We start from the raw sequence: 23,054 nt of genomic DNA on the forward strand, positions 1-23,054 counted from the left end.
TTCCGGCGGCAATTGCAAGCCGAGGACCAAAAAAACTGTTCGCCTTTCCGGTAAAAGTGGATATCGGCTTTACGGTCAGGCATGCGTAAAAACAAAATGACCTTGAGGAGACCGATCTTGGAGCTTTTCCGTCTCGATGAACGGCTGGCGCGCGACAGCCAGTCAATCTTGCAGCTGCCGTTAAGCGACCTGCGCCTGTCCAGGGATAGCCGCTGGCCCTGGCTGATCCTCGTGCCGCGCCGCAATGATGTCGCTGAGATTTTCGAGCTTTCCAAGGACGACCAGATCCAGCTGCTGCACGAACAGGTGCACGTCGGCGCCGCCTTAAAAACCGCGACCGGCGCCACCAAGATCAACATCGCCGCCATTGGCAATGTGGTGCGCCAGCTCCATGTTCATGTCGTCGCCCGCTTTGAAAACGACCCGAACTGGCCGGGGCCGATCTGGGGCCATGGGGTGGCAGAGCCTTACTCGGACACAGCCCTTGCGGCGATGACAACGACAATTCTGGACGCGCTGACATGACCCCAATTTCCCTGTTTGAAACCGATACACCGCATCCGGAGGCAAGCGCTCTCACCGCTTTTGCCGGCAACGGACTGGAGCGCTACGCCGAGCATCGCTCGGAAGAGAGCCTTTCCGAGGCTTTCAAGGCCGAGGGCATGCATGTGCTGGCTTTTGCCGGCAACCGGCTGGTGTTCAAGCATGAAGGACTGGTGCTGGACCCGCTATTTGCACCTTACGAGCTGACCGCCCTGCAACCGGACCTCGACAATGCCGTGCTTTTGGGGCGCCGCCCCAGCGGCGAGCCGCGCATTGCCGTACCCGTGACAATCAGCGAAGAGCAGCTTGCCACTGGCTACAAGGCTTTAACGGCGCGCGAGCTGTTTCGTGATCCCAATATTGAGGCCGAACTGGTCGGCGAAGCGGCGCAGGGTTTCAGCCTCTTACACTGGAACAGTGAGAACCGCTTCTGCGGCACCTGCGGCAAGCCGATGGAGCCGCGGCTTGGCGGCTACAAGCGCGAATGTCCTGCCTGTGGGCGCATGGCCTTTCCACGCACTGATCCGGTGGTAATCATGATGACGCTGGATGAGGACAACGACCGCTGCCTGCTGGGACGTGGAGCGCATTTTCCCGAAGGCATGTATTCCTGCCTCGCAGGCTTTGTCGAACCGGCGGAAACCATCGAAAACGCCGTGCGGCGCGAGACCTATGAGGAGGCCGCGATCACCATCGGGCGTGTACGCTACCATGCGTCCCAGCCCTGGCCGATGCCACATCAGTTGATGATCGGTTGCTATGCACAGGCCTTGAGCTTCGAGATTTCCCGCGATGAGAACGAGCTGGCCGATTGCCGCTGGTTCAGCCGGGCCGAGGTGCAGGCAATGATTGATCTTGAGACTGAAACGATAAAGGCTCCCGCGCCCGGCACCATTGCCCATCGGCTGATGAGCGACTGGCTTGACTGGGGCAAGGCTGGTTAAGGTGGTGAATGCTGCGTCTGGAACGGCCTTTAACACCATTTACGCGGAAAACGTGTGAGGCTATGGTAAGCGAATGTGATGTCATCGTCCGATGGGAGGGGTCAGCGGACGATGAAGCAAAACATCACGCGCGATAGCCTATTTCGAGGGAGGATATATCTTTGCTTTCAAAACCCAATGCCACGGTGAAACGGCGGGCTGTGCCTCGATAGGCCTTCCGCGCTCGGCCTTTCAGACATCTGTTTTTTGGCCCGTTTTTCGGCGAAAATTCATCAATTCAGGAAATCATCGATGAAAATGTTTAGCTTGGCGTCCTGCGCCATTCTGATGGCGTCTGTTGCCATCGCTCAAAACCAGCCTGTCGTCACCGCCCGTTCCGCGGCCATCCTCACGGTCGATGGAAAGACCTTCAAGGATCTTAACCGCAACGGCCGCCTGGACCCTTATGAGGATTGGCGACGTTCTCCGGCAGAACGGGCAAGTGACCTCGTCAGCCAGATGACCCTCATCGAAAAGGCCGGGTTGATGATGCATGGGACGGCACCAGCTTTGGCGTCCGGATCGGAGGCCGGACAGGGACGCGGCAGCGGTTACGATCTGGAGCGGATCAAGCCCCTGATCAACGACGCCAAGGTTGCCACCTATATTACCCGGCTATCCCTACCGCCCGAACAGCTGGCCGCAGAAAACAACAAGCTCCAGGAAATTGCCGAGGCAAGCCGACTTGGCATTCCGCTGACCATCAGCACCGACCCGCGCAACCATTTCCAATATGTGCTGGGCGCTTCGGCCCAGAGCGGTGGTTTTTCCAAATGGCCGGAAAGCCTGGGGTTTGGTGCGCTCGACGACGCGAAACTGACACGCCGGTTCGGCGATGTCGCGCGGCAGGAATATCTTGCCGTCGGCATCCAGCAGGCCTTGTCACCGCAAATCGATCTTGCCACGGAACCACGCTGGCCACGCTCGACAGGCACGTTCGGAGAAGATCCGCAGATTTCCAGGCGCATGGCAGAGGCCTATGTCGCAGGCTTCCAGAACGGCACCACGGGTCTGAAACCCGGCAGTGTCAGCGCTGTCGCCAAGCATTGGGTGGGATATGGCGCAGCACCGCAAGGCTTTGACGGCCATAACTCCTATGGTCGCCATGTGGTGTTCAAGGCTAAGGACTTCGAAAAGCATGTCACCCCCTTCAAGGGTGCCTTTGCCGCCAAGGTGGCGGGCATCATGCCGACCTATTCGATTGTCGATGGCGTCAAGCTTGATGGCAAACCCCTGGAGCCCGTCGCCGCAGGCTATAGCAAGCAATTGCTGACGGATCTGCTGCGCAAGCGCTACAAGTTCGACGGCGTCGTCGTCAGCGACTGGCTGATTACCAATGACTGCAAGGATGAATGCCTGAATGGCGAAAAGCCCGGCGACACCCCGATCATCCGGCCCGACACATTCGGCATGCCCTGGGGGGTCGAGGATCTCAGCCGGGAGGATCGTTTTGCCAAGGCGGTGAATGCCGGCATCGACCAATTCGGCGGCGTCGCCAACTCCGATATCCTGGTGAAGGCCGTGGAGGACAAGAAAGTCAGCGAAATCAGGATCGATCAGTCAGCCAAGCGGTTGCTGATCCAGAAATTCGAGCAGGGCCTGTTCGAAAACCCCTATGCCGATCCGCAAAAGGCCAAAGCCATCGTTGGCAACGCGGATTTTGTCGCCGAGGGCGAAAAGGCCCAAGCCCGCGCCATGGTTGTTCTGCAAAACAAGGGGAAGATTCTGCCGGTCAAGCCTGGCAGGAAGGTCTATCTTCTCAATGTCGATGCCGCCACTGCCCAGAAGCGCGGTTATCAGGTGGTGACAAAACCGGAAGAGGCCGATTTTGCCCTGGTCCGTCTGATGGCACCGTTTGAGCGCTTGCATCCCAACTATTTCTTCGGGGCGCGGCATGAGGAAGGCGACCTATCCTTCAAGCCCGGCAACCCCGATTACGACGCCGTCACAGCCATTGCCGGAAAGACACCGATTATTGCCACGGTGTTTCTGTCACGCCCGAGTATTCTCACCAATCTGAAGGACCAGACAAAGGCGTTGGTCGGCAATTTCGGCGCCAGTGACGAGGCACTGTTCAATGTCATCGAGGGCAAGCAGAAGGCGCGGGGCAAGCTGCCGTTTGAACTGCCGTCTTCAATGCAGGCTGTCGAGGCACAGGCGCCCAGCACACCGCATGATTCGAAAAAGCCGCTCTATAAGATCGGCTATTCGCTGAAGTATTGAATACGCAAAGCAATGGCGGCACCGCGCCGCCATTGCTTTGATTAAAACTTGCCGCGCATGGCGTGAGCCTTGTAGACGCCGAGAATGTGGACCTTCTCGGAGAAGAAGCGCAATTCCTCCAGCGCCCGCTTGACCGGCGCATCCTCTGGGTGCCCTTCGATATCGGCATAAAACTGGGTGGCGATGAATTTGCCGCCGATCTGGTAGCTTTCCAGCTTGGTCATATTGACCCCATTGGTGGCAAAACCACCCATGGCCTTGTACAGCGCTGCCGGAATATTGCGGACATTGAAAACGAAGGTGGTGATGAAGCTTTCATCCGCAGCCGTCCGCTTCAACGCCACCTCATCGCGCGACAGCACCACGAAGCGGGTGATGTTGTTTTCCGAATCCTCGACATTTTCGGCGAGAATATCCAGCCCGTAGAGCGAGGCGGCAAGGCGCGGCGCCAAGGCCGCCATGGAGCGGTCGCCCAGTTCCGCAACCTGCTTGGCAGCCCCTGCCGTATCGCCCGCCACCACGGCCTTCCAGCCATGGCTACGGATGATCTTCCGGCACTGGCCAAGCGCATGGATATGGCTGTGAACCGTGCGTATCTCATGGGCCTTCACCCCCGGCAGCACCATGAGCTGAAACCGGATCGGCATGAAATATTCACCGATAATCTTCAGGCGTGACAGCGGCAGCAGATAGTGAATATCGGCGACCCGCCCAGCCAGGGTGTTTTCAATCGGGATCATCGCCAGATCCGCCTCGCCGTTTTCCAACGCCGTGAAGGCATCCTCAAACGTAGGACATGGCAGCGGCTCCATATCCGGGAACATATCGCGGCAGGCCATGTCGGAATTGGCGCCATAATCGCCCTGGAAGGAAATTTTGTTGGTGAGCGTGACCACGGGCTTATCCTTATTTTGCAGCCAGAATGGCGCGGGCTTTTTCCAAATCCGCCGCTGTATCGACGCCAAGCGGCACAGTATCGACAATCTCGACATCGATACGCATGCCCGCTTCCAGCGCCCGCAACTGTTCCAGCGATTCGCGCTTTTCCAGCACCGAGGGAGAGAGCGCCACGAACCGTTCCAATGCGGCGCGGCGATAGGCGTAGAGGCCGATGTGGTGATAAAGCGGTCCTTTGCCATGCGGGGCGGTGGCGCGGGTAAAATAAAGCGCCCGCAGGCGATTGTCCGACAGCGGCGAGCCGACGACCTTCACCACGTTGGGATTGGTCTTTTCCGCCTCATCCTCGATCTCCACCGTCAGCGTGGCGATATCGACTGCGGGATCGTCCAAGGGCCTCAGGGCGGCACGAATCGTCTCCGGGTCAATGGTAGGCAGGTCGCCCTGAACGTTGATGATGATCTCGGCCTCGCCCTTCGGATCGACCGTCATCAGCGCTTCATAGATGCGATCCGAGCCGGATTGATGCTGCTCGCCGGTCATCACGGCTTCAAAACCGGCTGCCGTCACCGTGGCGAACACGTCAGGATGATCCACCGCCACGACGATACGTCCGACATTGGCCTCCGCTGCACGCTTTGCCACCTGCACGATCATCGGCAGACCGGCAATGTCAGCCAGGGGCTTACCGGGAAGCCTTGTGGAGGCCATACGGGCGGGGATGAGAACCAGGGTTTTGAAGCGTGTATGGTCAGACATCGGTATTCGCCTTTGAAAGCAATGGGGGTAAGTGGCAAAACGTCTCAGGGCGGCGGAGCATAATCGGGTTGCAACTGTCAAGCAAAAGTCTTAGCCTTTTCATAGATGGAGGCTTGTCCGATTTCTACTGCGCGGACTGCATGGGGAGCGATAACCAATGAATTCCTACATGAATATGGGAGCAGGCGCATTGCTTGGTACGATCTTCGTACTGATGTCGGTGTCCATTGCGTCGGAGGGGATTTTCCACGCGCCGAACCCCGAAAAGGAAGGCTATGCCATCGTGGCGGCCGAAGCGCCTGCCGCAGGCGGCGGCGAAGGTGCGGCACCAGCCGCAGCCGACAAGCCGATTGCTGAACTGCTGGCATCGGCAGACGTCAAGGCTGGCGAAGCGATTTTCAAGAAATGCACAGCCTGTCATAGCGTCGACAAGGGCGGAGCCAACAAGGTTGGACCCAACCTTTGGGGCGTTGTCGACCGGCCCGTCGCCAGTCATGAAGGCTTTGCCTATTCCGCCGGTATGAAGGATTTCTCCAAAGGCAGCTCCGAGCACTGGACCTTTGAAAACCTCAACCACTTCCTGACCGCGCCAAAGAAATTCGTGGCGGGTACGGCGATGGGCTTTGCCGGTATTCCCAAGGAACAGGACCGCGCCAACCTGCTGGTGTATCTTCACAACCAGTCCGACAATCCGGTGGCGCTACCGACCAATTGATCGACCTCTCGTCGCATGGCGACAGAGGCACCAAACACAAAGACGCCCGGAGCATATGCCCGGGCGTCTTTGTGTTTTGAAGGCTGGGCGTTTGTAAGGGTGGTTAAATGCTGGAGCCGGGTGATTGCACCCGGCTCCAACTATCGGGATGGTTACTTCTGCCAGCTCTTCACCAGTTCGTCGTAATTGATGGTGATCGGCTTTTCCTTTTCGTTGGCAAGCTTGGGCTGCGGCGCAAGGCTGCCGTGGTCCTTGGCATATTTTTCCCAATAGGCTGCGTCCTTCGGCTCGTTCAGCTTGGGGCCAAATTCGCCCTGCACCTTGGCGCGTTCCAGACGGGAGAGAATGCCCTCCTGGGCCTTGCACAAGGCATCCATGGCTTCCTGCGGGGTCTTGGCACCGGCTGCCGCATCGCCGATATTCTGCCACCACAATTGCGCCAGCTTCGGATAATCAGGCACATTGGTTCCGGTTGGCGTCCATTGGACGCGGGCAGGCGACCTGTAGAATTCCACCAGACCACCGAGTTTCGGGGCGCGGTCGGTGAAGGTCTTGTCCATGATGGACGACTGACGGATGAAAGTCAGACCGGTCTGGCTTTTCTTCACGTCAACAGTTTTCGAGGTGACGAACTGGGCATAGAGCCAGGCAGCCTTGGCGCGATCCGTGGGCGTGGATTTCATCAGCGTCCAGGAGCCGACATCCTGATAGCCGAGCTTCTGGCCTTCATGCCAGTAGGAACCATGCGGCGATGGTGCCACACGCCATTTCGGCGTGCCGTCGTCATTGACCACAGGCAGACCGGGCTTGGCCATATCGGCGGTAAAGGCCGTGTACCAGAAGATCTGCTGGGCGATATTGCCCTGGGCGGGAACCGGGCCGGATTCGGAGAAGGTCATGCCCTGCGCTTCTGGCGGGGTATATTTCTTCAACCATTCCAGATATTTGGTGACGGCATAGACCGAGGCCGCCCCATTGGTATCCCCACCGCGATCGACGCAGGAACCGGTCGGCTGATCCTTGTCGTTGACACGGATGCCCCATTCATCGACGGGCTTACCATTCGGCAGACCTTTGTCGCCATTACCGGCCATCGACAGCCAGGCATCGGTAAAGCGCCAACCGAGCGAGGGGTCCTTCTTGCCATAGTCCATGCTGCCATAGACTTTCTTGCCGCCGATTTCGCGGCCGGTGAAGAACTTGGCGATGTCTTCATAGGCCGACCAGTTGACCGGCACACCCAGCTCGTAACCGTATTCCTTCTTGAACTCTTCCTTGATCTTCGGGTCGTTGAACCAATCGTAGCGAAACCAGTAGAGGTTGGCGAATTGCTGGTCGGGAAGCTGGTAGAGCTTGCCATCCGGGGCTGTCGTGAAGGACAGGCCGATATAATCCTTCAAATCCAGCATCGGATCGGTGACATCCTTGCCCTCGCCCGTCATCCAGTCCGTCAGGTTGCGGACCTGACCATAGCGCCAATGGGTGCCGATAAAGTCGGAATCGTTGACCCAGCCGTCATAGAGGTTCTGGCCGGTCTGCATCTGGGTCTGGATCTTCTCGACGACATCACCCTCCTGAATGACGTCGTGAGTAAGCTTGATGCCGGTGATCTTGCTGAACCACGGCGCCAGCACCTTGGATTCGTAGGCATGGGTGGTCAGCGATTCGGAGACGACATTGATTTCCATGCCCGCAAAGGGCTTGGCCGCATCCACATACCATTGCATCTGCTTTTCCTGATCCGCCCGCGACAGCGAGGATTCCCCCTTGATCTCCTGATCGAGAAATTGCTTGGCCTCATCCATACCGGCATAGGCAGCACCAGTCATGGCCAGCAGCATCGCCGCCGTTGTCGTCATTAAGTGCTTTCGCATCATGTCCTCCCAGAGTTTGCGATTGCAGGCGTATTTCAAAATATTTCAGCGTTTCCTTGGAAACACTGAAATATTTTAACTCTTTGCTTTACGCATTTCCGGACGGAAAACCGCTTCACACTTTTCCTGGAAATGCTCTTACCTCTCAAACCGTCCGGAACACGCCGATGGCGTAGATGACCGAAAGACCGAGAGCCCACCACAGGCTGAGACTGGACAGCCCCAACCATGCGAGATGAATGAAGGCAGAGCCGAGCAGCGACACAAACAGCCTGTCGCCGCGTGTCGTCTCGAACCGCAGAATGCCAACGCGGGGATTGCCGCCGGGCGAAACATATTCCCAGACCGACAGGGCGATCAGCAGGGCGAGAATGGTGATGAAGAACAGCGCCGTGGGCGTGGTCCAGGCCATCCATGACAGGTTCATCGTGTCCTCCTCCTCAGACGCGGCCGAGGGCAAAGCCCTTGGCGATATAATTGCGGACGAAATAGATCACCACGGCGCCCGGGATCAGCGTCAGTACACCGGCAGCGGCGAGCAGGCCCCAATCGACGCCGGAGGCTGACACCGTGCGGGTCATGACGGCCGCAATCGGCTTGGCATCGACAGTGGTCAGCGTGCGGGCGATCAGCAGCTCCACCCATGAGAACATGAAGCAGAAGAAGGCCGCGACCCCGATGCCGGAAGCAATCAGCGGTATGAAGATCTTCACGAAAAAGCGGGGAAATGAATAGCCGTCGATATAAGCCGTTTCATCGATTTCCTTGGGGATACCAGACATGAAACCTTCCAGAATCCACACCGCCAGCGGCACGTTGAACAGGCAATGGGCAAGCGCCACCGCAATATGCGTGTCGATCATGTCAAAGGCCGAATAGAGCTGGAAAAACGGCAGGGCAAACACGGCGGGTGGTGCCATGCGGTTGGTCAGCAGCCAAAAGAACAGGTGCTTGTCGCCCAGAAACCGGTAGCGCGAGAAGGCATAGGCAGCCGGAAGCGCGCAGGCGACCGAAATTACCATGTTCTGCACCACATAGATGATCGAGTTGATATAACCCGAATACCAGGAACGGTCGGTGAAAATCGTGATGTAATTCTTCAGCGTCGGCTCATGCGGATAGAGCGTCAGGGAGCTCAGGATTTCCTGGTTGGTCTTGAAGCTCATGTTGACAAGCCAGTAGATCGGTAGCAGCAGGAACAGGATGTAAAGGCTGACAATCAGCACCGGGCGAAGGGATCGGCTGTTGTTCATGGCTTAGTCCCCTTTCGGTGCGGTAGCGCTCTGGGCGTCACTATGGGTCATGACAGTGTAGAAGACCCAGGACAGCAGCAGAATGATCAGGAAGTAGATGATCGACATGGCCGCCGCAGGTCCGAGATCGAACTGGCCGAGCGCCATTTTCACCAGATCGATCGACAGGAAGGTGGTGGAATTGCCCGGACCGCCGCCGGTGACGACGAAAGGCTCGGTATAGATCATGAAACTGTCCATGAAGCGCAGCAGCACGGCGATCAGCAGCACCTGTTTCATCTTTGGCAGCTGGATGTAGCGAAACACCGACCAGCGCGAGGCGCCATCAATCCGGGCCGCCTGGTAATAGGCATCCGGGATCGACACCAGACCGGCATAGCACAGCAGCACAACAAGGCTGGTCCAATGCCAGACATCCATGACGACGATGGTCGCCCAGGCATCGAATGGATTGGCCACATAATTATAATCGAGACCAACGGCGTTGAGGGTATAGCCGAGCAGGCCAATATCGCTGCGTCCGAACACCTGCCAGATGGTGCCGACCACATTCCACGGGATCAACAACGGCAGGGCCATCAGCACCAGGCAGACCGGCACACCGAGCCCGGTCTTCGGCATGTTCAGCGCGATCAGGATGCCAAGCGGCACTTCGATGGCGAGAATGATCATCGAGAAGATCAGGTTACGCCACAGCGCATCCCAGAACCGTTCCGATTGCAGCGTCTGGGTAAACCAATCGGAACCGGCCCAGAAGAAGTCGTTATTGCCGAACGTGTCCTGCACCGAATAATTCACCACCGTTATCAGCGGAATGACAGCGGAAAACGCCACCAGCAGCAGCACCGGCAGCACCAGAAACCAAGCCTTATTGTTCCAGGTCTTGTTCATGGCCTTACACCTCCCAATCCGGCACCGGCGAAATCGACCCGCCAGGAATTTGCGTAGATGTTGATGGCGGTCGGATCGAAGCTAACCTTTGGCTCAGCGGGAATATCGGCATCCTCCCGCAGCACGATAGAAATCGGCTGGTCGGCAAAACGGGCGCGCACGATTTTCTGGCGTCCGATATCCTCGACTTTGGAAATCTGCACCGGCATGCCCTCGCGGCCAAGGCGAATGAATTCCGGGCGAATGCCAAGCTCGGTAAGCGCTTCGCCCGGGATGACCGGACGGCCCGGAAGAGCGACCCGCTCACCGCCGATCATCGCGGTATCGCCATCGATGCCGGCGGCCAGCACGTTCATGCCCGGCGAGCCGATGAAATAACCGACGAATGTATGTTTAGGCCGGTCGAACAACTCGGCTGGCGTGCCGATCTGGACGATCTGGCCGTCATACATCACCACGACCTTGTCGGCGAAGGTCAGGGCCTCGGTCTGGTCATGGGTGACATAGACCATGGTGTAGGCGAATTCCCGGTGCAATTGCTTGAGTTGGGCGCGCAGCATCCATTTCATATGCGGATCGATCACCGTCAGCGGCTCGTCGAACAGGATGGCATTGACATCGGAGCGCACCAATCCGCGACCAAGTGAAATCTTCTGCTTCTGGTCGGCGGTCAGACCCTGCGCCTTGCGCTTGGCCCAGGCTTCGAGGTCGATCATCTTCAGGATGGTGCGCACCCTGGCATCGACTTCCGCCTCCGGCACGCGCCGATTTCTGAGCGGAAAGGCCAGATTGTCGTAAACCGTCATGGTGTCGTAGACGACGGGAAACTGGAACACCTGGGCAATGTTGCGCGCCTCGGTGGACAAGTGCGTCACATCCTTGTCGCCAAACAGGATGCGCCCATCCGAAGGCTGCAACAGGCCGGACATGATGTTGAGCAGGGTGGTCTTGCCACAGCCGGAGGGACCGAGCAGCGCATAGGCACCGCCATCGTCAAACTCGTGATGTACTTCCTTCAGCGCATAGAGCGGATTGGCCAGCCCCTTCGGGCCATAGGCGTGGCGGATATGATCGAGGGAAATTCGGGCCATCTTTTACTCCCCCTGTCCGGCAAGCGCCCGGCCACTGGCATCGAAGGCCATCAGGTGGCGGGTATCGAGATGGACCTGCACATCGCGGCCCGGTTCGATATCGTGAATGCCATGCTCCAGCATCACCCAGCGCTCCCCGGCATAATCGAGATGAATGTAGCTTTCCGAACCGGAAATTTCCGAGATCATCGAGCGGGCTACCAAAGGAGCGACCCCTTCACTCGACGAGGCTCCTGCCAGCGACAGGTGATGCGGATGAAAGCCCAGCGTCAAAGGCTCCTCCGGCACATGCGCAAGGTGCCGGGGCACGGTGAGGACCGGAATTCCGCCGATCATGAAATGCCCTTCCCGCCGGATGGCCTGAACAGTGTTCAACGGCGGATCAGCAAAGGTACGGGCGGTTTTCAGGTCCGCCGGGCGGCGATAAACGTCGATGGTCGGGCCATATTGCGTGACGCGGCCTTCCGAAAGCGTGGCGGTATGGCCACCCAGAAGCAGGGCTTCCGACGGCTCCGTCGTCGCATAGACGAAAATCGCGCCCAGTTCGGCAAAGATCTTCGGCAGTTCCTCGCGCAATTCCTCGCGCAGTTTATAGTCCAGATTGGCCAGCGGCTCATCCAGCAGCACCAGGCTTGCCTGCTTGACGATGGCGCGGGCCAGCGCCGTGCGCTGCTGCTGGCCGCCGGACAGGTTGAGCGGCGTGCGCTCCAGATAGGGTGTCAGCTTCAAAAGCTCGGCGGCTTTTTTCACTTCGCGGTCTATGGTGGCCCTATCGACCTTGCGCACCCTGAGCGGCGAGGCGATGTTTTCATAGACGCTGAGGGCCGGATAATTGATGAATTGCTGGTAGACCATGGCAACCGACCGGTCCTGCACCCGCATACCGGTGACGTCCTTGCCATCAAACAGCAGGGAACCTGACGTCGGCTTGTCCAGCCCGGCCATCAGCCGCATCAACGATGTCTTGCCCGACAGGGTCGGCCCAAGCAGAACGTTCAGCGACCCGCGTTGCAGGGTCAGGTTGGCGGGATGAATGTGAACATCCCCCGCCACCACCTTGGACAGGTTTCGCAATTCCAGCATTGTGCGTCAGGCCTCCTCCGCCCGCCGACAATGACAACGGTCTGCGTCGGAACCGACACATCCATCCGCTATCATTCTTGCATTTGCCGCGCTCAAACCCTTTGACCGACACGGTCCAGGTCCTTATGCGGCACTCCCTCTTGCGCGCCTACAGCGCCGTGCGCCATATATGGCGCACAAAGGTTCGCTGTAGCTCTTTATATCTGCTGCATAATTTTCTCTTTAAACCGATTCCGGTTTAAAGAATTATGCAGTAGCCTGTCAGGCCGCCCGCGCCTCCTCGATATAGTCTTCCAGCACTTTTGCCTGTTCGGCACTGAGGAACAGGCCCTGTTTGGTGCGGCGCCAGAGAATATCCTCCGCTGTTGCCGCCCATTCCCGAGCAATCAGCCAGTCCACCTCTGCCTGATACAGGGTTCCCCCGAAATAGCGCCCAAGCCCCTCCAGGCTTTTGGCACCATTGATGATCGTAGCGGCAAACGTGCCATAGCACCGCACGAGCCGGCGCGCGCAATGATCCTCCAGGAACGGAAAGGCCTTTTTCAACCGTTCGACTTCCGCCAGATAGCCCGTTGCCGGAAAATCGCCGCCCGGCAAATGGCTTGTCGCGGTCCAGGGCTTGCCCTTGACACCGATGGCCTCGCCGATCTTTTCCAATGCATGTTCACCCAGACGCCGATAGGTGGTCAGCTTGCCGCCGAACACGTTGAGCAGCGGCGCGGCCTTTTCCGGCGTTTCCAGTTTCAGCACGTAATCGCGGGTGGCCTCCTGGGCTTTGGAAGCACCGTCATCGTAGAGCGGTCGCACGGCGGAATAGGACCAGACAATGTCCTCAGGCCGGACCGGCTCGGCAAAATATTCGCTGGCGGCATCGCAAAGATAGTTAATCTCGGCGCTGGAAATCTTCACATCCTTCGGATCGCCTTGATAATCCTGATCGGTCGTGCCGATCAGGGTGAAATCCGTCTCGTAAGGAATAGCAAAGATGATGCGGTTGTCCGGATTTTGGAAGAAATAGGCACGGGGATCATCGAATTTCTTCTTTACCACGATATGGCTGCCCTGCACCAGCCGCACATTATGAACATTATTTCTGCCGACCGCATTGGATAGTACGCTATCGACCCATGGCCCGCCCGCATTGACCAGCATCCGCGCCTTGTAGGTGCTGCGTGCGCGGCTGGCGCGGTCCTCGACCTCGATGATCCAGAGATCACCATCCCGGCGCGCACCGATGACGCGGTTGCGGCTGAGGATCTTGGCACCACGATCCGCAGCGTCGCGGGCATTGAGCACGACGAAACGGGCATCATCAACCCATCCATCCGAATATTCAAAAGCGCGTGTAAACAACGGTTTCAGCGGTTTGCCCGCCTTATCCTTGCGCATGTTCAAGGTCTTGGTGGCGGGCAACAATTTGCGGCCACCCAGATGATCGTAGAGAAACAGGCCAAGCCGGATCAACCAAGCGGGACGAATACCGCCCTTGTGGAACGGCAGCACGAAACGCATCGGCCAGATGATGTGCGGCGCCATGGCCCAGAGCACTTCGCGCTCCATCAGCGCTTCGCGCACCAGCCGGAATTCATAATGTTCAAGATAGCGCAAGCCGCCGTGAATGAGCTTGGTGGCACCGGAGGAGGTGCCTGAGGCAAAATCGTTCATTTCCGCCAGCGCAACGGTATAGCCGCGCCCGACGGCGTCACGAGCGATGCCGCAGCCGTTAATGCCACCACCAATAACGAATATGTCGAAGACAGGATCGCCGGACACGTTTCTCTCCCGTTCGCAATGCAGCATTATAGTGCGTATGCGAAACTGGATACAGCTAAAACGAACTTAAAACGAATGTCAAACGAAAGTTTAGCAGTGTCTATTGATCAGAGGGCTATGCGGCCCTGAATGCCTCGATCAACCGCACATCATGATCACGGCAAATAGCGGCAAGGCCTTCGATATCGCAGACGTCAGTGATGAACGTGTGAACCTGGCTGAGATGGCCGATCCGCACCGGGGCGGCGCGCTCGAATTTGGAAGAATCGGCCACGAGAATCACGTGCCGGGCATTGGCGATAATCGCCTGCGCCACCTTCACCTCCCGATAGTCGTAGTCCAGTAGCGCACCATCAGGATCGATAGCCGAAGCGCCGATCACCGCATAATCCACCTTGAACTGGCGGATGAAATCGACCGCCGCTTCCCCGACGATTCCGCCATCGGAACCACGCACGACGCCACCAGCGATCACCACCTCAATGCCTGGAAAGACCCGCAAGCGATTGGCAACATTGATATTATTGGTAATGACCATCAGGTCTTTATGGTCCAGCAATGCTTCGCCCACCGCCTCGGTCGTCGTGCCGATATTGATGAACAGCGATGCATTGTTGGGGATCAATTCGGCAGCAGCACGGCCAATCGCCTGCTTTTCCGGCGCGGCCATCGAGCGGCGCGCTTCATAGCGAACGTTTTCGGCACCGCTTGGAAAGATCGCCCCTCCATGGACCCGCGTCAGCCGGCGCGTTTCGCAGAGATCGTTGAGATCCTTGCGGATGGTTTGCGGCGTCACCGAAAAGCGAACCGCCAGATCATCCACCTGCACCCGGCCTTCCGCCTTGGCGATATCGAGAATGTCGGATTGCCGGGCAGACAGAAACATGCACCCCTCCCCGTTTTCGTTTTTCTTTCATCATAATCCAAAACGAAAGCGGTGCAATGCGCCTGACGTCTCACGTGAAACGTTTATACGAACCGACTGGTAATCAGATAGCCAATCCCGGCGGCTGTGGCCGTCAGCACCGTGCCCCAGGCCATGTCGACCAGACTGAGCGTCAATGACCAGGATTTCAACGTCGCCAGATTGGTCATGTCATAGGTGCCGTAGGCGATCAGCCCCAGAAGGGCACCGCTGACCAGAGCCGTTAACAGGCTGCCGCTTTGCAGGGCTGGACCGACCGCAAAATAAACAATGCCGACAATATAAAATAGATAGAACAAGCCCGCAGCGGTGAAATTGGGCTGATCCCGCATCATATCACCGATGCGGGACTTGTAAAAACCCAGCGCGATTTTGCTAAGCCAGACGAAATCCAAGGTGAAAAACACCGCAGCCGTGGCACAATAGGCAATTGCATAGCTGCGCATATTGTCTCATTCCTTTTACAGTGTCGGCTATATACCGAGGATCGGTTGAAATAGCCGGACAAGTCGGCTCTTAAACCGCAGGGGGGCGTCAGTCACAGCCAGGCAGATGCAATCTTCGCCGTCTTCAGCAATAGGCTGATGTTCCAACTGCTCATCTGCTTCCTCCAGATCGCCACGGGCAAACCGCCCCTGTCCATCGTGGAAGCTACCTTTCAGCACCAGTGTCAGTTCGCGACCGCCATGGCTATGTTCCGGCACCGGCTTTCCGGCCGGAATGCGCAGCAGACGCACGCTGGTTTCACCATCGCGGGTCTTGATCGGAATGTGATAGGCGCCGCGCCCAAGCGACTTCCATTTCAAACCATCAAGATCCTGCCCCAGATAGGAGCGAAGCGGTTCCGGCAGGATCGCATCGCGCTGACGGCGGGTGGCGTCCGGCGACGCCTCAACCCGGCTGACGGTGCTTTCCCTTGACCGTTCGCCGGAGGCAATCAGCCTTGCTCGCATATCTTGCCAGGAGCGGTCGACGCTGAGATCAGCATCAACAGGCTTCTCCGCCTCCAACAATGCCCCGGCAGTAACCTCCATGGTCGCAAGGCGCCGGCGACAATCGGGACACAAGGCGAGATGGGTAGCAATGGCGATGCCCCAGCCTTCGGCAAGGCTGCCATTGGCGTAATCGAGCAGCAATTCATCGCTGACATGATGGTGAACAGCCATCAGCGATCCTCCTCAGAGCGGTCTTCAAGGGTGGCACGAAGCTTGGCAAACGCCATGCGGATTCTCGACTTCACCGTGCCGAGCGGCAGATTGAATTCCTTGGCAAGCGCGCTGTGCGGAATTTCGTGAAAGAAGGACCGTTGCAACAGTTCCAACTGCTCCTGCGGCAATTGTCCCATGGCCTTGTGCAGCCTTTCCGCATCCTGGCGGTTTTCCAGATCCTTGTCGGCTGGCATCACCTCGTCAGGCACGAAGGCCGGGTCGTTCGGGTCGAATTCCGGCCGGTTCTGCTTGCGATAGGCCGAAACCCGCAGATTTCTGGCAATGGTAAAGATCCAGGCGGAGACATTGCCCCGGGCCGGATCGAATAATGCGGCCTTGTTCCAGACCACCATCATGGTTTCCTGCATCAATTCCTCTGCCGCCTGCTGGTCACGCGCCTGACGAGCCATATAGGCCTTTACGCGCGGACCGTAATGGCGGAACAATGTTTCGAATGCTTCCACATCCCGTTCGCGAGCAACTGCTGCGAGCATGGAAGACATGTCTTCGGTTTCAGCCTTCATAATCATCCCGTTTGCGCCAGAAGGCACGGATCTCCCACCCAACCGGCTGCGCCTGAAAAGGCGCGGGGCCGTCACTCTCTTATTGTGGCATTCCAGAGCCGCTTGGGAAATGATTATTGTCATGAGGCTTTCTACGCCTTCTCACGAAAACTGGATCACTGCCCTAAAAAAATTCCACTCCCGGCAATCCACCCTCCTTTGGCATTCGTAAATACTGTAAACGAACAACCGGGAGGCGACCGCTCTTATGAAGATCGGATTAGACAGCGGATTGACCACAGGTGCAAAGCGCATTGCCGTGGTCGGATCGGGAATTTCCGGTCTGTCCTGCGCATGGCTATTGTCCAAGGGTTTCGATGTCACGGTGTTCGAGGCTGAAAACCGCTTCGGTGGCCATGCCAATACCGTCAATGTCGCGGGACCAAACGGGCCAGTGGCTGTTGATACCGGGTTCATCGTCTATAACGACCGCAATTACCCAAATCTGGTTGCCCTGTTCGACCATCTTGGCGTGCCCAACCAGGCCTCCGACATGTCCTTCGCAGCCTCGCTGGATGCGGGGCGGTTTGAATATTCCGGCTGCGGGCTAGCGGGTCTGCTTGGCCAGCGCAGCAATGCGATACGCCCTCGCTTCTGGCGCATGGTGGCCGATATCATGCGCTTTTACCGGGAAGCCCCTTTGCTGCTCGAGCGCCAAGACCTTACAGCGGCAACGCTTGGCGATTATCTCGATCTGGAAGCCTATAGCAATGCCTTTATCGAGGATCACCTGCTACCTATGGGCGCTGCGATCTGGTCAACAACGGCTGCCGACATGCGGGCCTATCCGCTGAACGCCTTTGTCCGGTTCTTCATCAATCACGGTCTGGTCACGTTGAAGAACAGGCCGCAATGGCGCACGGTAACGGGGGGCAGCCGTGAATATGTCCTGCGCATCAAGCAGGCGACCAATGCCGATTTCCGGGCCAACGATCCGGTCAAGGCTATTATACGCAGTGCGCTGGGGGTGAAGATCGTCACGCAAAGCGGCTATCAGGATCGTTTCGATCAGGTTGTTGTCGCCACCCATGCGGATGAAACACTGGCACTGCTGGACGATGCGCAAGGGCTGGAACGGGCGCTGCTTGGCTGCTTCGATTACACCAAAAATGTTGCCGTGCTGCATTCCGACACCAGATTGATGCCTAAACGCAAACAGGTCTGGGCCAGCTGGAATTATATCGGCGAAGAGCGCAAGTCTGGCGAAGGGCCGCTGTGCGTAACCTATTGGATGAACCGGTTACAGGGCCTCGACGCCTCGCTGCCTCTGTTCGTAACGCTCAATCCTTCGCGCGACATCGACGAGTCCAAAGTGCATCAGGTCTTCAACTACGCCCATCCGCTTTTCGATGCCAAGGCAATCGCCGCCCAGCGCCAGCTCTGGCAATTGCAGGGGCGCAACAGGACCTGGTTCTGCGGTGCGCATTTTGGCAGCGGCTTCCATGAAGACGGACTCCAATCCGGTCTGGCTGTTGCCGAACAACTGTCAGGAATTGCCCGTCCGTGGTCGGTGGAAAACCAATCGGGCCGGATTTTTGTCGAACCGATGCTGGCGGCAGCGCAATGAACTGGTCATCGGCAATATTCACCGGTGCGGTTGTGCATCAACGCCACCGGCCTAAAAAGCATAGTCTGCGATATCAGGTCTTCTGCCTGCTGGTCGATCTCGATGAACTGCCAGCTATAGACAAGTCGCTTTGGCTTCTCGGATATAATCGCCGGGCGATCTTGAGGATCGACGACCGCGATCATGGCCTTGGGATTCCCGGAGGCTTGAAGGCCTGGGTTGCCAACCATGTCGAGCGGGCCGGTCTTAATACCGAAGGCATGAAAGTGAGCATGCTCTGCTATCCGCGCATGTTCGGCTATGTTTTCAATCCCTTGACGCTTTATTATTGCTATGGGCCGTCCGGCATCCTGCTTGCCCTGCTTTACGAGGTTGAAAATACGTTTCACGAGCGGCACACCTATGTCATTCCGGCCAGCGTGGAAGAGGATGGCGCGATCCGCCACGCCTGCGCCAAGCAAATGTACGTCTCACCCTTCATGCCGATGGAATGCCTCTACCGGTTCAAAATCGTACCACCTGGCGAAACGGTAACCGTCGCCATCAACGAAGCCGATGAACAGGGGCCATTGCTCTATGCATCGTTTTGCGGAAAGCGCCGCACCCTTGATGACCGGGCCTTGGCAAAGGTTCTGGTGCGTTATCCGCTGATGACGCTGAAAGTTATGGGCGCGATCCATTGGGAAGCGCTTAAACTCTGGGTGAAAGGCGTGCCATTGCATCGGCATCGCAAGGCGCAGAACCCAATCGCCAGTTCCATCATTCCGCCTGAGGCTGCAAACGCAAGGAGCCCGTCATGACCCATGCCGACCAGCAAACCGCGACACTTTCTCTCACCTCCGCGCCGCTGTGGCAAAGGGTGCTGTGCGGCTGGGCGGGCCGCCTGACCCATGGGCATCTGACGCTGCTGTTTCCTGACGGCAAGGAACATCACGTCACCGGCCGCGAAGCCGGACCATCCGCCGTCCTCAAGCTCAACAATGCCCGTCCGGTCTGGCGGGTGATGTCGGGGGGGACGCTCGGCTTTTCGAGGTCCTATATGGACGGCGACTGGGACAGCCCCGATATTGCCGGATTTTTGGAGCTTGCTATTGCCAATGAAGGCAATTGGCATGGGCTGATGTCACCCTCTGCCCTGCTGGGCAAGCTGGCCCTGCTGCGCCATAAGCTAAGGCGCAATTCCAAGGCCGGTAGCCGGCGCAACATCGCTTTCCATTACGATCTCGGCAATGCCTTCTATCGCCATTGGCTGGATGAGACGATGACCTATTCATCGGCGCTCTATACCCACCCCCATCAATCGCTTGGCGAGGCGCAGGCCGCCAAATACCAGCGTATCGTGGAGCAATTGGCGCTGGGGCCGGACGATCACGTCCTGGAAATCGGCTGCGGCTGGGGCGGCTTTGCCGAACATGCCATCCGCGCCAGCGGGTGCCGGGTAACGGGCCTGACCCTCTCCACCGAGCAGGCCGCCTATGCGCGCCAGCGGATGCAGTCAGCAGGATATGCCGAGCGGTGCGATATCCGGCTGGAAGATTACCGGGATGTGCAGGGCCGGTTCACCAAGATCGTTTCCATCGAAATGTTCGAGGCGGTCGGTGAGGAAAACTGGCCGGTCTATTTCAACCGGGTGCGCGATCTGCTGGTCGATGGCGGCAAGGCCGTGGTTCAGGTCATCACCCTGGATGAGGGGCGTTTCGAGCAATATCAACGCGAAGCGGATTTCATCCAGACCTATATTTTTCCAGGCGGTATGCTGCCCTCCGTCGAGCGATTCGAAATCTCGGCGATGAAGGCCGGACTAAAAACCCGCGATACCTTCCGCTTTGGCCTCGATTATGAACGCACTCTTCTCACCTGGGACAAAAGCTTTACCGCCCATTGGTCCAAGATCGCACCGCTGGGCTTTGACGAGCGCTTCTTCCGCATGTGGCGCTATTACCTGCATTACTGCGCCGCAGGCTTTAGAACCGGACGGCTCGATGTGGTGCAGTTCGAGCTTGAAAAGTAAACGGTCGATCATCAATCAAAAAAGGGGGCGAAGGCCCCCTTTTTCACGTTATGACATTGTGGAAATATCTCAGGTCTTCCGCAGCATCTTGCGCGTCAACGCGAAATACAGCGGATAAGGCAAAAGTCTCAACAGCTTGAGCGACAACACCATTTGCCAGGGAAAGGCGATTTCGAATTTTCCGGCCTCCATCCCTTTTTCAATGTGATCAGCAGCTTGCTCAGCCGTCACCAGGAAGGGCATGGGGAAGTCATTCTTGTCGGTCAGCGGGGTTTTGACAAAGCCCGGATTGATGATGCTGATCGCCACGCCCTTTTCGAGAAGTCCAGGACGCAAGGCCTCGGCCAGGGTGATCATCGCTGACTTGGTCGCTCCGTAAATGCCACCTCCCGGCAGGCCGCTATAGCCGGAGACCGAACCGACAAGGCCGATCCGGCCTTTGCCACGCGCAACCATCACGGCAATCACCGCTTCCAGGCAATGCCCGGTGCCGACAAGATTGAGATCGACCATCCGGCGTAATTGCTCGGCATCGAAACGCTCGGCTGTTTCACGGATATAGGAGCCTGCGGAAAACACCGCTATGTCGATCGGGCCAAGCTTGGCTTCGATGTCGCCCACAACCTCTTTCACCGCGTTCCCATCGGTAATATCCAGTGGAAAAGCATGAATGCGGTCCGGATTTTCAGCCGCCAGCGCCATCAGGTCCTCGGTCCGTCGGGCGCTGACGCCAACGATATAGCCTTGACGCGCCAATTTCAGGGCAAGCGAACGACCGATGCCGGAACTGGCGCCGGTGATCCAGGCAACCCTGGCGCGCGGCGACGATGACATGACCATCACTTTGCAATCCCTAAGTGCTTTTGTGCCTTTACCTTTGCAGCATGGCCGGCCTTATGGAAGGATACGGTGGTCTTGGCGACCGGAAAGCCGAATTTCGTGACCCAGGCGGTGTTGAGCACAGTACCATCCGGCTTCAACACCATCTTGTCGTAGAACCGGACCTTGTTGGACTGGGTCTCGGGCGAGAGATAGACGAGATAGTTGAAACGAGCGGTATCGCCGCTCAGTCGAACCAGCGCATTGCCGACCACATCCTCACGGGTTCCGGTATAGGTCGTTGGTCCGGTCTTGATGAATCGCCAGGTTTTGCGGTCGCGCGTGCCATCCTCGAAGCGGAAATCCTCCCGCAGCGTCAGAACATGGCCATCCCATTTGCCAGTGAGATCGACAGTGAATTTGCGGCTGACGCCATTAATGGCGGCGAAATGTCCCTCGGCCACGGTCTTGCCGACGAAATAGTCCTCGAAGGTAAAATCGGCCGCAGTTGCGGCGCCAACCGAGGAAAACAGCCCGACACTCAGACCAAAAAGCGCAGATTTCAGTCCCGACATGATCAAATCTCCGGTTTATTGCTATCGTTACTTTCACTACGCGCCAAACGGGCTGCCGGATTGGTTTCTACCACTCGATCACCGAACCGTCATAGGCGAAAAAGCCCCCGGTCTGGGCGGGAGTGAGCGTGTCAAGCACGGATAACAGCAGGCCCGCGCTGTGATCCGGGGCAAACCGTTCATGACCCACGGCGAAATTGGCAGAAAGCCCGGTATCGACACTGCCGGGATGCAGGCTGACAATGACGGATTGCGGTCGTGATCGGGCGATTTCGATAGCGCTGGTATGAACGATCTGGTTGAGAGCTGCCTTGGATGCCCGATAGGAAATCCAGCCACCAAGCCGATTATCGCCAATCGAACCGACCCGAGCCGACAGAAAACCCATCAGCGACCGGCTGTTTTTCGCCAGAAGCGGCGTGAAATATTTGAGCACCAGCGCTGGGCCAATGGCATTCAGCGCAAATTGGGCTGCCATCGCTTCAGAAGTTACGGCTTTAATGGCTTTTTCTGGCCCTATGCCGTTAATAGTCAAAGCGCCCGTTGAACAAAGGATCAGATCGAAGCTGTGTTGCTGACCAGCCAGGCGCTCCGCACAGGCGGCGATGCTGGCCTCCTCCATCAGGTCGAAGCCGTTCTCTCGGCGCGACAGCGTCACCACCTCGCGGCAGGCACTATCCGACCCCAATACCGCGCAAAGAGCCGAACCGATACCGCCGGATGCGCCGATAACGAGTGCGCTATAGCTTGGGCGAAGCGATGTCATTGATGTAAAGCGACGCATTTTCCACCTTTTTGCGACATTTATTGTGTTGCCAGTCATCCGAATGCTGACGGGCTGCGTAACACCTCTACGATTCTACTCAGAACGATGGATCACAGGAGGAATTGGAATCATGCCGTTTCGACGTTTATTGATCAGTATCGCCCTGGTGGCCTGTGCTACCGGCACCGCGCAGGCCGCCAGTGAAAGCCGCTATACCTCCACCGACATCAAAAGCGATATCATCGGCAAGCGCATCTATCTCGCGACGCCGATGGGCGGGGAGTTTCCTCTGAACTATCGCACAAGCGGGGTCGTTGATGGCTCGGGAGAGGCTCTCGGTCTCGGCCGCTTCGTGAAGCCCAATGATACCGGCAAATGGTGGATCAATGGCGACCGCCTCTGCCAGCGCTTTACCACTTGGTATAAAGGCACGCCAATGTGTTTCGAGCTCTATAAAACCGGCGATAAAAGCCTGAACTGGATCCGCGATAATGGCCAGAAAGGAACAGCCAGGATCGGGCAATCCCTGTAATCT

The 23,054-nt window shown here is 57.7% G+C and carries 24 protein-coding genes; 8 read left to right on the forward strand and 16 right to left on the reverse strand.

All coding sequences use genetic code 11. The features are described 5' to 3' along the window. The first annotated feature begins 117 nt into the window (after positions 1-117). The 3 genes from IEI95_RS25750 to IEI95_RS25760 all read left to right on the forward strand — a co-directional run bounded on the left by IEI95_RS25750 (position 118) and on the right by IEI95_RS25760 (position 3,749). Positions 118-525 carry an HIT family protein gene (locus IEI95_RS25750; protein ID WP_156532531.1) on the forward strand — a complete coding sequence of 136 codons (408 nt, stop codon included), beginning with the start codon at positions 118-120 and terminating at the stop codon, positions 523-525. Beyond that, positions 522-1,487, forward strand: a complete 966-nt coding sequence (nudC, locus tag IEI95_RS25755) for an NAD(+) diphosphatase (RefSeq protein ID WP_156537875.1) — start codon at positions 522-524, stop codon at positions 1,485-1,487. Before IEI95_RS25750 ends, nudC begins: the two co-directional genes overlap by 4 nt. Before the next feature lie 291 nt (positions 1,488-1,778). Beyond that, a complete protein-coding gene (locus IEI95_RS25760) occupies positions 1,779-3,749 on the forward strand; it encodes a glycoside hydrolase family 3 protein (protein WP_156537876.1) in 1,971 nt (656 codons plus the stop codon). Between the two features lie 41 nt (positions 3,750-3,790). On the opposite strand, the gene IEI95_RS25765 is transcribed toward IEI95_RS25760, so the two are convergent. Together IEI95_RS25765 and IEI95_RS25770 are read right to left on the reverse strand one after the other, a co-directional pair. Continuing rightward, entirely contained in the window at positions 3,791-4,645 is an 855-nt protein-coding gene (locus tag IEI95_RS25765) for a prephenate dehydratase (RefSeq protein ID WP_180603910.1), read from the reverse strand. A gap of 10 nt (positions 4,646-4,655) precedes the next feature. Then, positions 4,656-5,405, reverse strand: coding sequence for a 3-deoxy-manno-octulosonate cytidylyltransferase (locus IEI95_RS25770; protein ID WP_156532534.1), 750 nt, complete (start codon positions 5,403-5,405; stop codon positions 4,656-4,658). A 157-nt stretch (positions 5,406-5,562) separates the two neighbouring features. Between IEI95_RS25770 and IEI95_RS25775 the strand changes: the two genes are divergently transcribed. Beyond that, positions 5,563-6,120, forward strand: a complete 558-nt coding sequence (locus IEI95_RS25775) for a c-type cytochrome (protein ID WP_156532535.1) — start codon at positions 5,563-5,565, stop codon at positions 6,118-6,120. A gap of 152 nt (positions 6,121-6,272) precedes the next feature. Here the strand turns inward: IEI95_RS25775 and IEI95_RS25780 are convergent, their stop codons facing one another. From IEI95_RS25780 to IEI95_RS25830, 11 genes are all read right to left on the reverse strand, one after another. Continuing rightward, positions 6,273-7,994, reverse strand: coding sequence for an ABC transporter substrate-binding protein (locus tag IEI95_RS25780; protein ID WP_156537877.1), 1,722 nt, complete (start codon positions 7,992-7,994; stop codon positions 6,273-6,275). Between the two features lie 145 nt (positions 7,995-8,139). Continuing rightward, entirely contained in the window at positions 8,140-8,421 is a 282-nt protein-coding gene (locus tag IEI95_RS25785) for a DUF2160 domain-containing protein (protein WP_070164113.1), read from the reverse strand. A gap of 13 nt (positions 8,422-8,434) precedes the next feature. Next, complete coding sequence (locus tag IEI95_RS25790) at positions 8,435-9,247, reverse strand: carbohydrate ABC transporter permease (RefSeq protein ID WP_081341579.1); 813 nt, start codon at positions 9,245-9,247, stop codon at positions 8,435-8,437. 3 nt (positions 9,248-9,250) lie between these two features. Further along, positions 9,251-10,138, reverse strand: coding sequence for a carbohydrate ABC transporter permease (locus IEI95_RS25795; RefSeq protein ID WP_156532537.1), 888 nt, complete (start codon positions 10,136-10,138; stop codon positions 9,251-9,253). Next, complete coding sequence (locus IEI95_RS25800) at positions 10,135-11,229, reverse strand: ABC transporter ATP-binding protein (RefSeq protein WP_156532538.1); 1,095 nt, start codon at positions 11,227-11,229, stop codon at positions 10,135-10,137. The genes IEI95_RS25795 and IEI95_RS25800 overlap by 4 nt, the downstream gene beginning before the upstream one ends. A gap of 3 nt (positions 11,230-11,232) precedes the next feature. After that, positions 11,233-12,312 (reverse strand): ABC transporter ATP-binding protein, encoded by a 1,080-nt coding sequence (locus tag IEI95_RS25805; protein ID WP_156532539.1) that lies wholly within the window; start codon positions 12,310-12,312, stop codon positions 11,233-11,235. 261 nt (positions 12,313-12,573) lie between these two features. Further along, a complete protein-coding gene (locus IEI95_RS25810; RefSeq protein WP_420481797.1) occupies positions 12,574-14,112 on the reverse strand; it encodes a glycerol-3-phosphate dehydrogenase in 1,539 nt (512 codons plus the stop codon). 88 nt (positions 14,113-14,200) lie between these two features. Continuing rightward, positions 14,201-14,971 carry a DeoR/GlpR family DNA-binding transcription regulator gene (locus tag IEI95_RS25815; RefSeq protein WP_156532541.1) on the reverse strand — a complete coding sequence of 257 codons (771 nt, stop codon included), beginning with the start codon at positions 14,969-14,971 and terminating at the stop codon, positions 14,201-14,203. An 83-nt stretch (positions 14,972-15,054) separates the two neighbouring features. Next, complete coding sequence (locus IEI95_RS25820) at positions 15,055-15,456, reverse strand: DUF2177 family protein (protein WP_156532542.1); 402 nt, start codon at positions 15,454-15,456, stop codon at positions 15,055-15,057. A 27-nt stretch (positions 15,457-15,483) separates the two neighbouring features. Beyond that, a complete protein-coding gene (locus IEI95_RS25825) occupies positions 15,484-16,176 on the reverse strand; it encodes a ChrR family anti-sigma-E factor (protein ID WP_156532543.1) in 693 nt (230 codons plus the stop codon). Beyond that, entirely contained in the window at positions 16,176-16,742 is a 567-nt protein-coding gene (locus IEI95_RS25830) for a sigma-70 family RNA polymerase sigma factor (RefSeq protein ID WP_234644390.1), read from the reverse strand. Before IEI95_RS25830 ends, IEI95_RS25825 begins: the two co-directional genes overlap by 1 nt. Before the next feature lie 247 nt (positions 16,743-16,989). On the opposite strand from IEI95_RS25830, the gene IEI95_RS25835 reads away from it, so the two are divergent. The 3 genes from IEI95_RS25835 to IEI95_RS25845 are packed head-to-tail and all read left to right on the forward strand — an operon-like array spanning position 16,990 to position 20,359. Next, complete coding sequence (locus tag IEI95_RS25835; RefSeq protein ID WP_156532544.1) at positions 16,990-18,348, forward strand: NAD(P)/FAD-dependent oxidoreductase; 1,359 nt, start codon at positions 16,990-16,992, stop codon at positions 18,346-18,348. Further along, on the forward strand, positions 18,345-19,148 hold the full coding sequence (locus IEI95_RS25840; protein WP_156532545.1) for a DUF1365 domain-containing protein: 804 nt from the start codon (positions 18,345-18,347) through the stop codon (positions 19,146-19,148). The genes IEI95_RS25835 and IEI95_RS25840 overlap by 4 nt, the downstream gene beginning before the upstream one ends. After that, the gene (locus IEI95_RS25845) at positions 19,145-20,359 is read left to right on the forward strand and encodes a class I SAM-dependent methyltransferase (protein ID WP_156532546.1); all 1,215 of its coding nucleotides are present in this window, start codon (positions 19,145-19,147) and stop codon (positions 20,357-20,359) included. The genes IEI95_RS25840 and IEI95_RS25845 overlap by 4 nt, the downstream gene beginning before the upstream one ends. A 69-nt stretch (positions 20,360-20,428) precedes the next feature. Here the strand turns inward: IEI95_RS25845 and IEI95_RS25850 are convergent, their stop codons facing one another. The 3 genes from IEI95_RS25850 to IEI95_RS25860 form a co-directional block, all read right to left on the reverse strand. Then, positions 20,429-21,193 carry an SDR family NAD(P)-dependent oxidoreductase gene (locus IEI95_RS25850; protein WP_337926573.1) on the reverse strand — a complete coding sequence of 255 codons (765 nt, stop codon included), beginning with the start codon at positions 21,191-21,193 and terminating at the stop codon, positions 20,429-20,431. A 5-nt stretch (positions 21,194-21,198) separates the two neighbouring features. Next, positions 21,199-21,753: a DUF3833 family protein gene (locus tag IEI95_RS25855; protein ID WP_156532548.1), complete on the reverse strand. Its 555-nt coding sequence runs from the start codon at positions 21,751-21,753 to the stop codon at positions 21,199-21,201. 67 nt (positions 21,754-21,820) lie between these two features. Continuing rightward, complete coding sequence (locus IEI95_RS25860; RefSeq protein WP_156537893.1) at positions 21,821-22,519, reverse strand: SDR family NAD(P)-dependent oxidoreductase; 699 nt, start codon at positions 22,517-22,519, stop codon at positions 21,821-21,823. Between the two features lie 130 nt (positions 22,520-22,649). Here IEI95_RS25860 and IEI95_RS25865 point away from each other — a divergent pair, with 130 nt between their 5' ends. Continuing rightward, entirely contained in the window at positions 22,650-23,051 is a 402-nt protein-coding gene (locus IEI95_RS25865; RefSeq protein WP_012654565.1) for a hypothetical protein, read from the forward strand. Positions 23,052-23,054 lie beyond the last annotated feature (3 nt).

This window comes from Agrobacterium vitis (assembly GCF_014926405.1).
In the GTDB taxonomy this organism is placed as follows: Bacteria; Pseudomonadota; Alphaproteobacteria; order Rhizobiales; family Rhizobiaceae; genus Allorhizobium; species Allorhizobium vitis_H.

Bases quoted from the DNA above. Each gene is read 5' to 3' on its own strand.
- nudC (WP_156537875.1), top strand. From the start codon at position 522: ATGACCCCAATTTCCCTGTTTGAAACCGATACACCGCATCCGGAGGCA.
- IEI95_RS25760 (WP_156537876.1), top strand. From the start codon at position 1,779: ATGAAAATGTTTAGCTTGGCGTCCTGCGCCATTCTGATGGCGTCTGTT.
- IEI95_RS25770 (WP_156532534.1), bottom strand. From the start codon at position 5,405: ATGTCTGACCATACACGCTTCAAAACCCTGGTTCTCATCCCCGCCCGT.
- IEI95_RS25775 (WP_156532535.1), top strand. From the start codon at position 5,563: ATGAATTCCTACATGAATATGGGAGCAGGCGCATTGCTTGGTACGATC.
- IEI95_RS25780 (WP_156537877.1), bottom strand. From the start codon at position 7,994: ATGCGAAAGCACTTAATGACGACAACGGCGGCGATGCTGCTGGCCATG.
- IEI95_RS25785 (WP_070164113.1), bottom strand. From the start codon at position 8,421: ATGAACCTGTCATGGATGGCCTGGACCACGCCCACGGCGCTGTTCTTC.
- IEI95_RS25790 (WP_081341579.1), bottom strand. From the start codon at position 9,247: ATGAACAACAGCCGATCCCTTCGCCCGGTGCTGATTGTCAGCCTTTAC.
- IEI95_RS25795 (WP_156532537.1), bottom strand. From the start codon at position 10,138: ATGAACAAGACCTGGAACAATAAGGCTTGGTTTCTGGTGCTGCCGGTG.
- IEI95_RS25800 (WP_156532538.1), bottom strand. From the start codon at position 11,229: ATGGCCCGAATTTCCCTCGATCATATCCGCCACGCCTATGGCCCGAAG.
- IEI95_RS25805 (WP_156532539.1), bottom strand. From the start codon at position 12,312: ATGCTGGAATTGCGAAACCTGTCCAAGGTGGTGGCGGGGGATGTTCAC.
- IEI95_RS25810 (WP_420481797.1), bottom strand. From the start codon at position 14,112: ATGCTGCATTGCGAACGGGAGAGAAACGTGTCCGGCGATCCTGTCTTC.
- IEI95_RS25815 (WP_156532541.1), bottom strand. From the start codon at position 14,971: ATGTTTCTGTCTGCCCGGCAATCCGACATTCTCGATATCGCCAAGGCG.
- IEI95_RS25820 (WP_156532542.1), bottom strand. From the start codon at position 15,456: ATGCGCAGCTATGCAATTGCCTATTGTGCCACGGCTGCGGTGTTTTTC.
- IEI95_RS25825 (WP_156532543.1), bottom strand. From the start codon at position 16,176: ATGGCTGTTCACCATCATGTCAGCGATGAATTGCTGCTCGATTACGCC.
- IEI95_RS25830 (WP_234644390.1), bottom strand. From the start codon at position 16,742: ATGAAGGCTGAAACCGAAGACATGTCTTCCATGCTCGCAGCAGTTGCT.
- IEI95_RS25835 (WP_156532544.1), top strand. From the start codon at position 16,990: ATGAAGATCGGATTAGACAGCGGATTGACCACAGGTGCAAAGCGCATT.
- IEI95_RS25840 (WP_156532545.1), top strand. From the start codon at position 18,345: ATGAACTGGTCATCGGCAATATTCACCGGTGCGGTTGTGCATCAACGC.
- IEI95_RS25845 (WP_156532546.1), top strand. From the start codon at position 19,145: ATGACCCATGCCGACCAGCAAACCGCGACACTTTCTCTCACCTCCGCG.
- IEI95_RS25850 (WP_337926573.1), bottom strand. From the start codon at position 21,193: ATGTCATCGTCGCCGCGCGCCAGGGTTGCCTGGATCACCGGCGCCAGT.
- IEI95_RS25855 (WP_156532548.1), bottom strand. From the start codon at position 21,753: ATGTCGGGACTGAAATCTGCGCTTTTTGGTCTGAGTGTCGGGCTGTTT.
- IEI95_RS25860 (WP_156537893.1), bottom strand. From the start codon at position 22,519: ATGACATCGCTTCGCCCAAGCTATAGCGCACTCGTTATCGGCGCATCC.
- IEI95_RS25865 (WP_012654565.1), top strand. From the start codon at position 22,650: ATGCCGTTTCGACGTTTATTGATCAGTATCGCCCTGGTGGCCTGTGCT.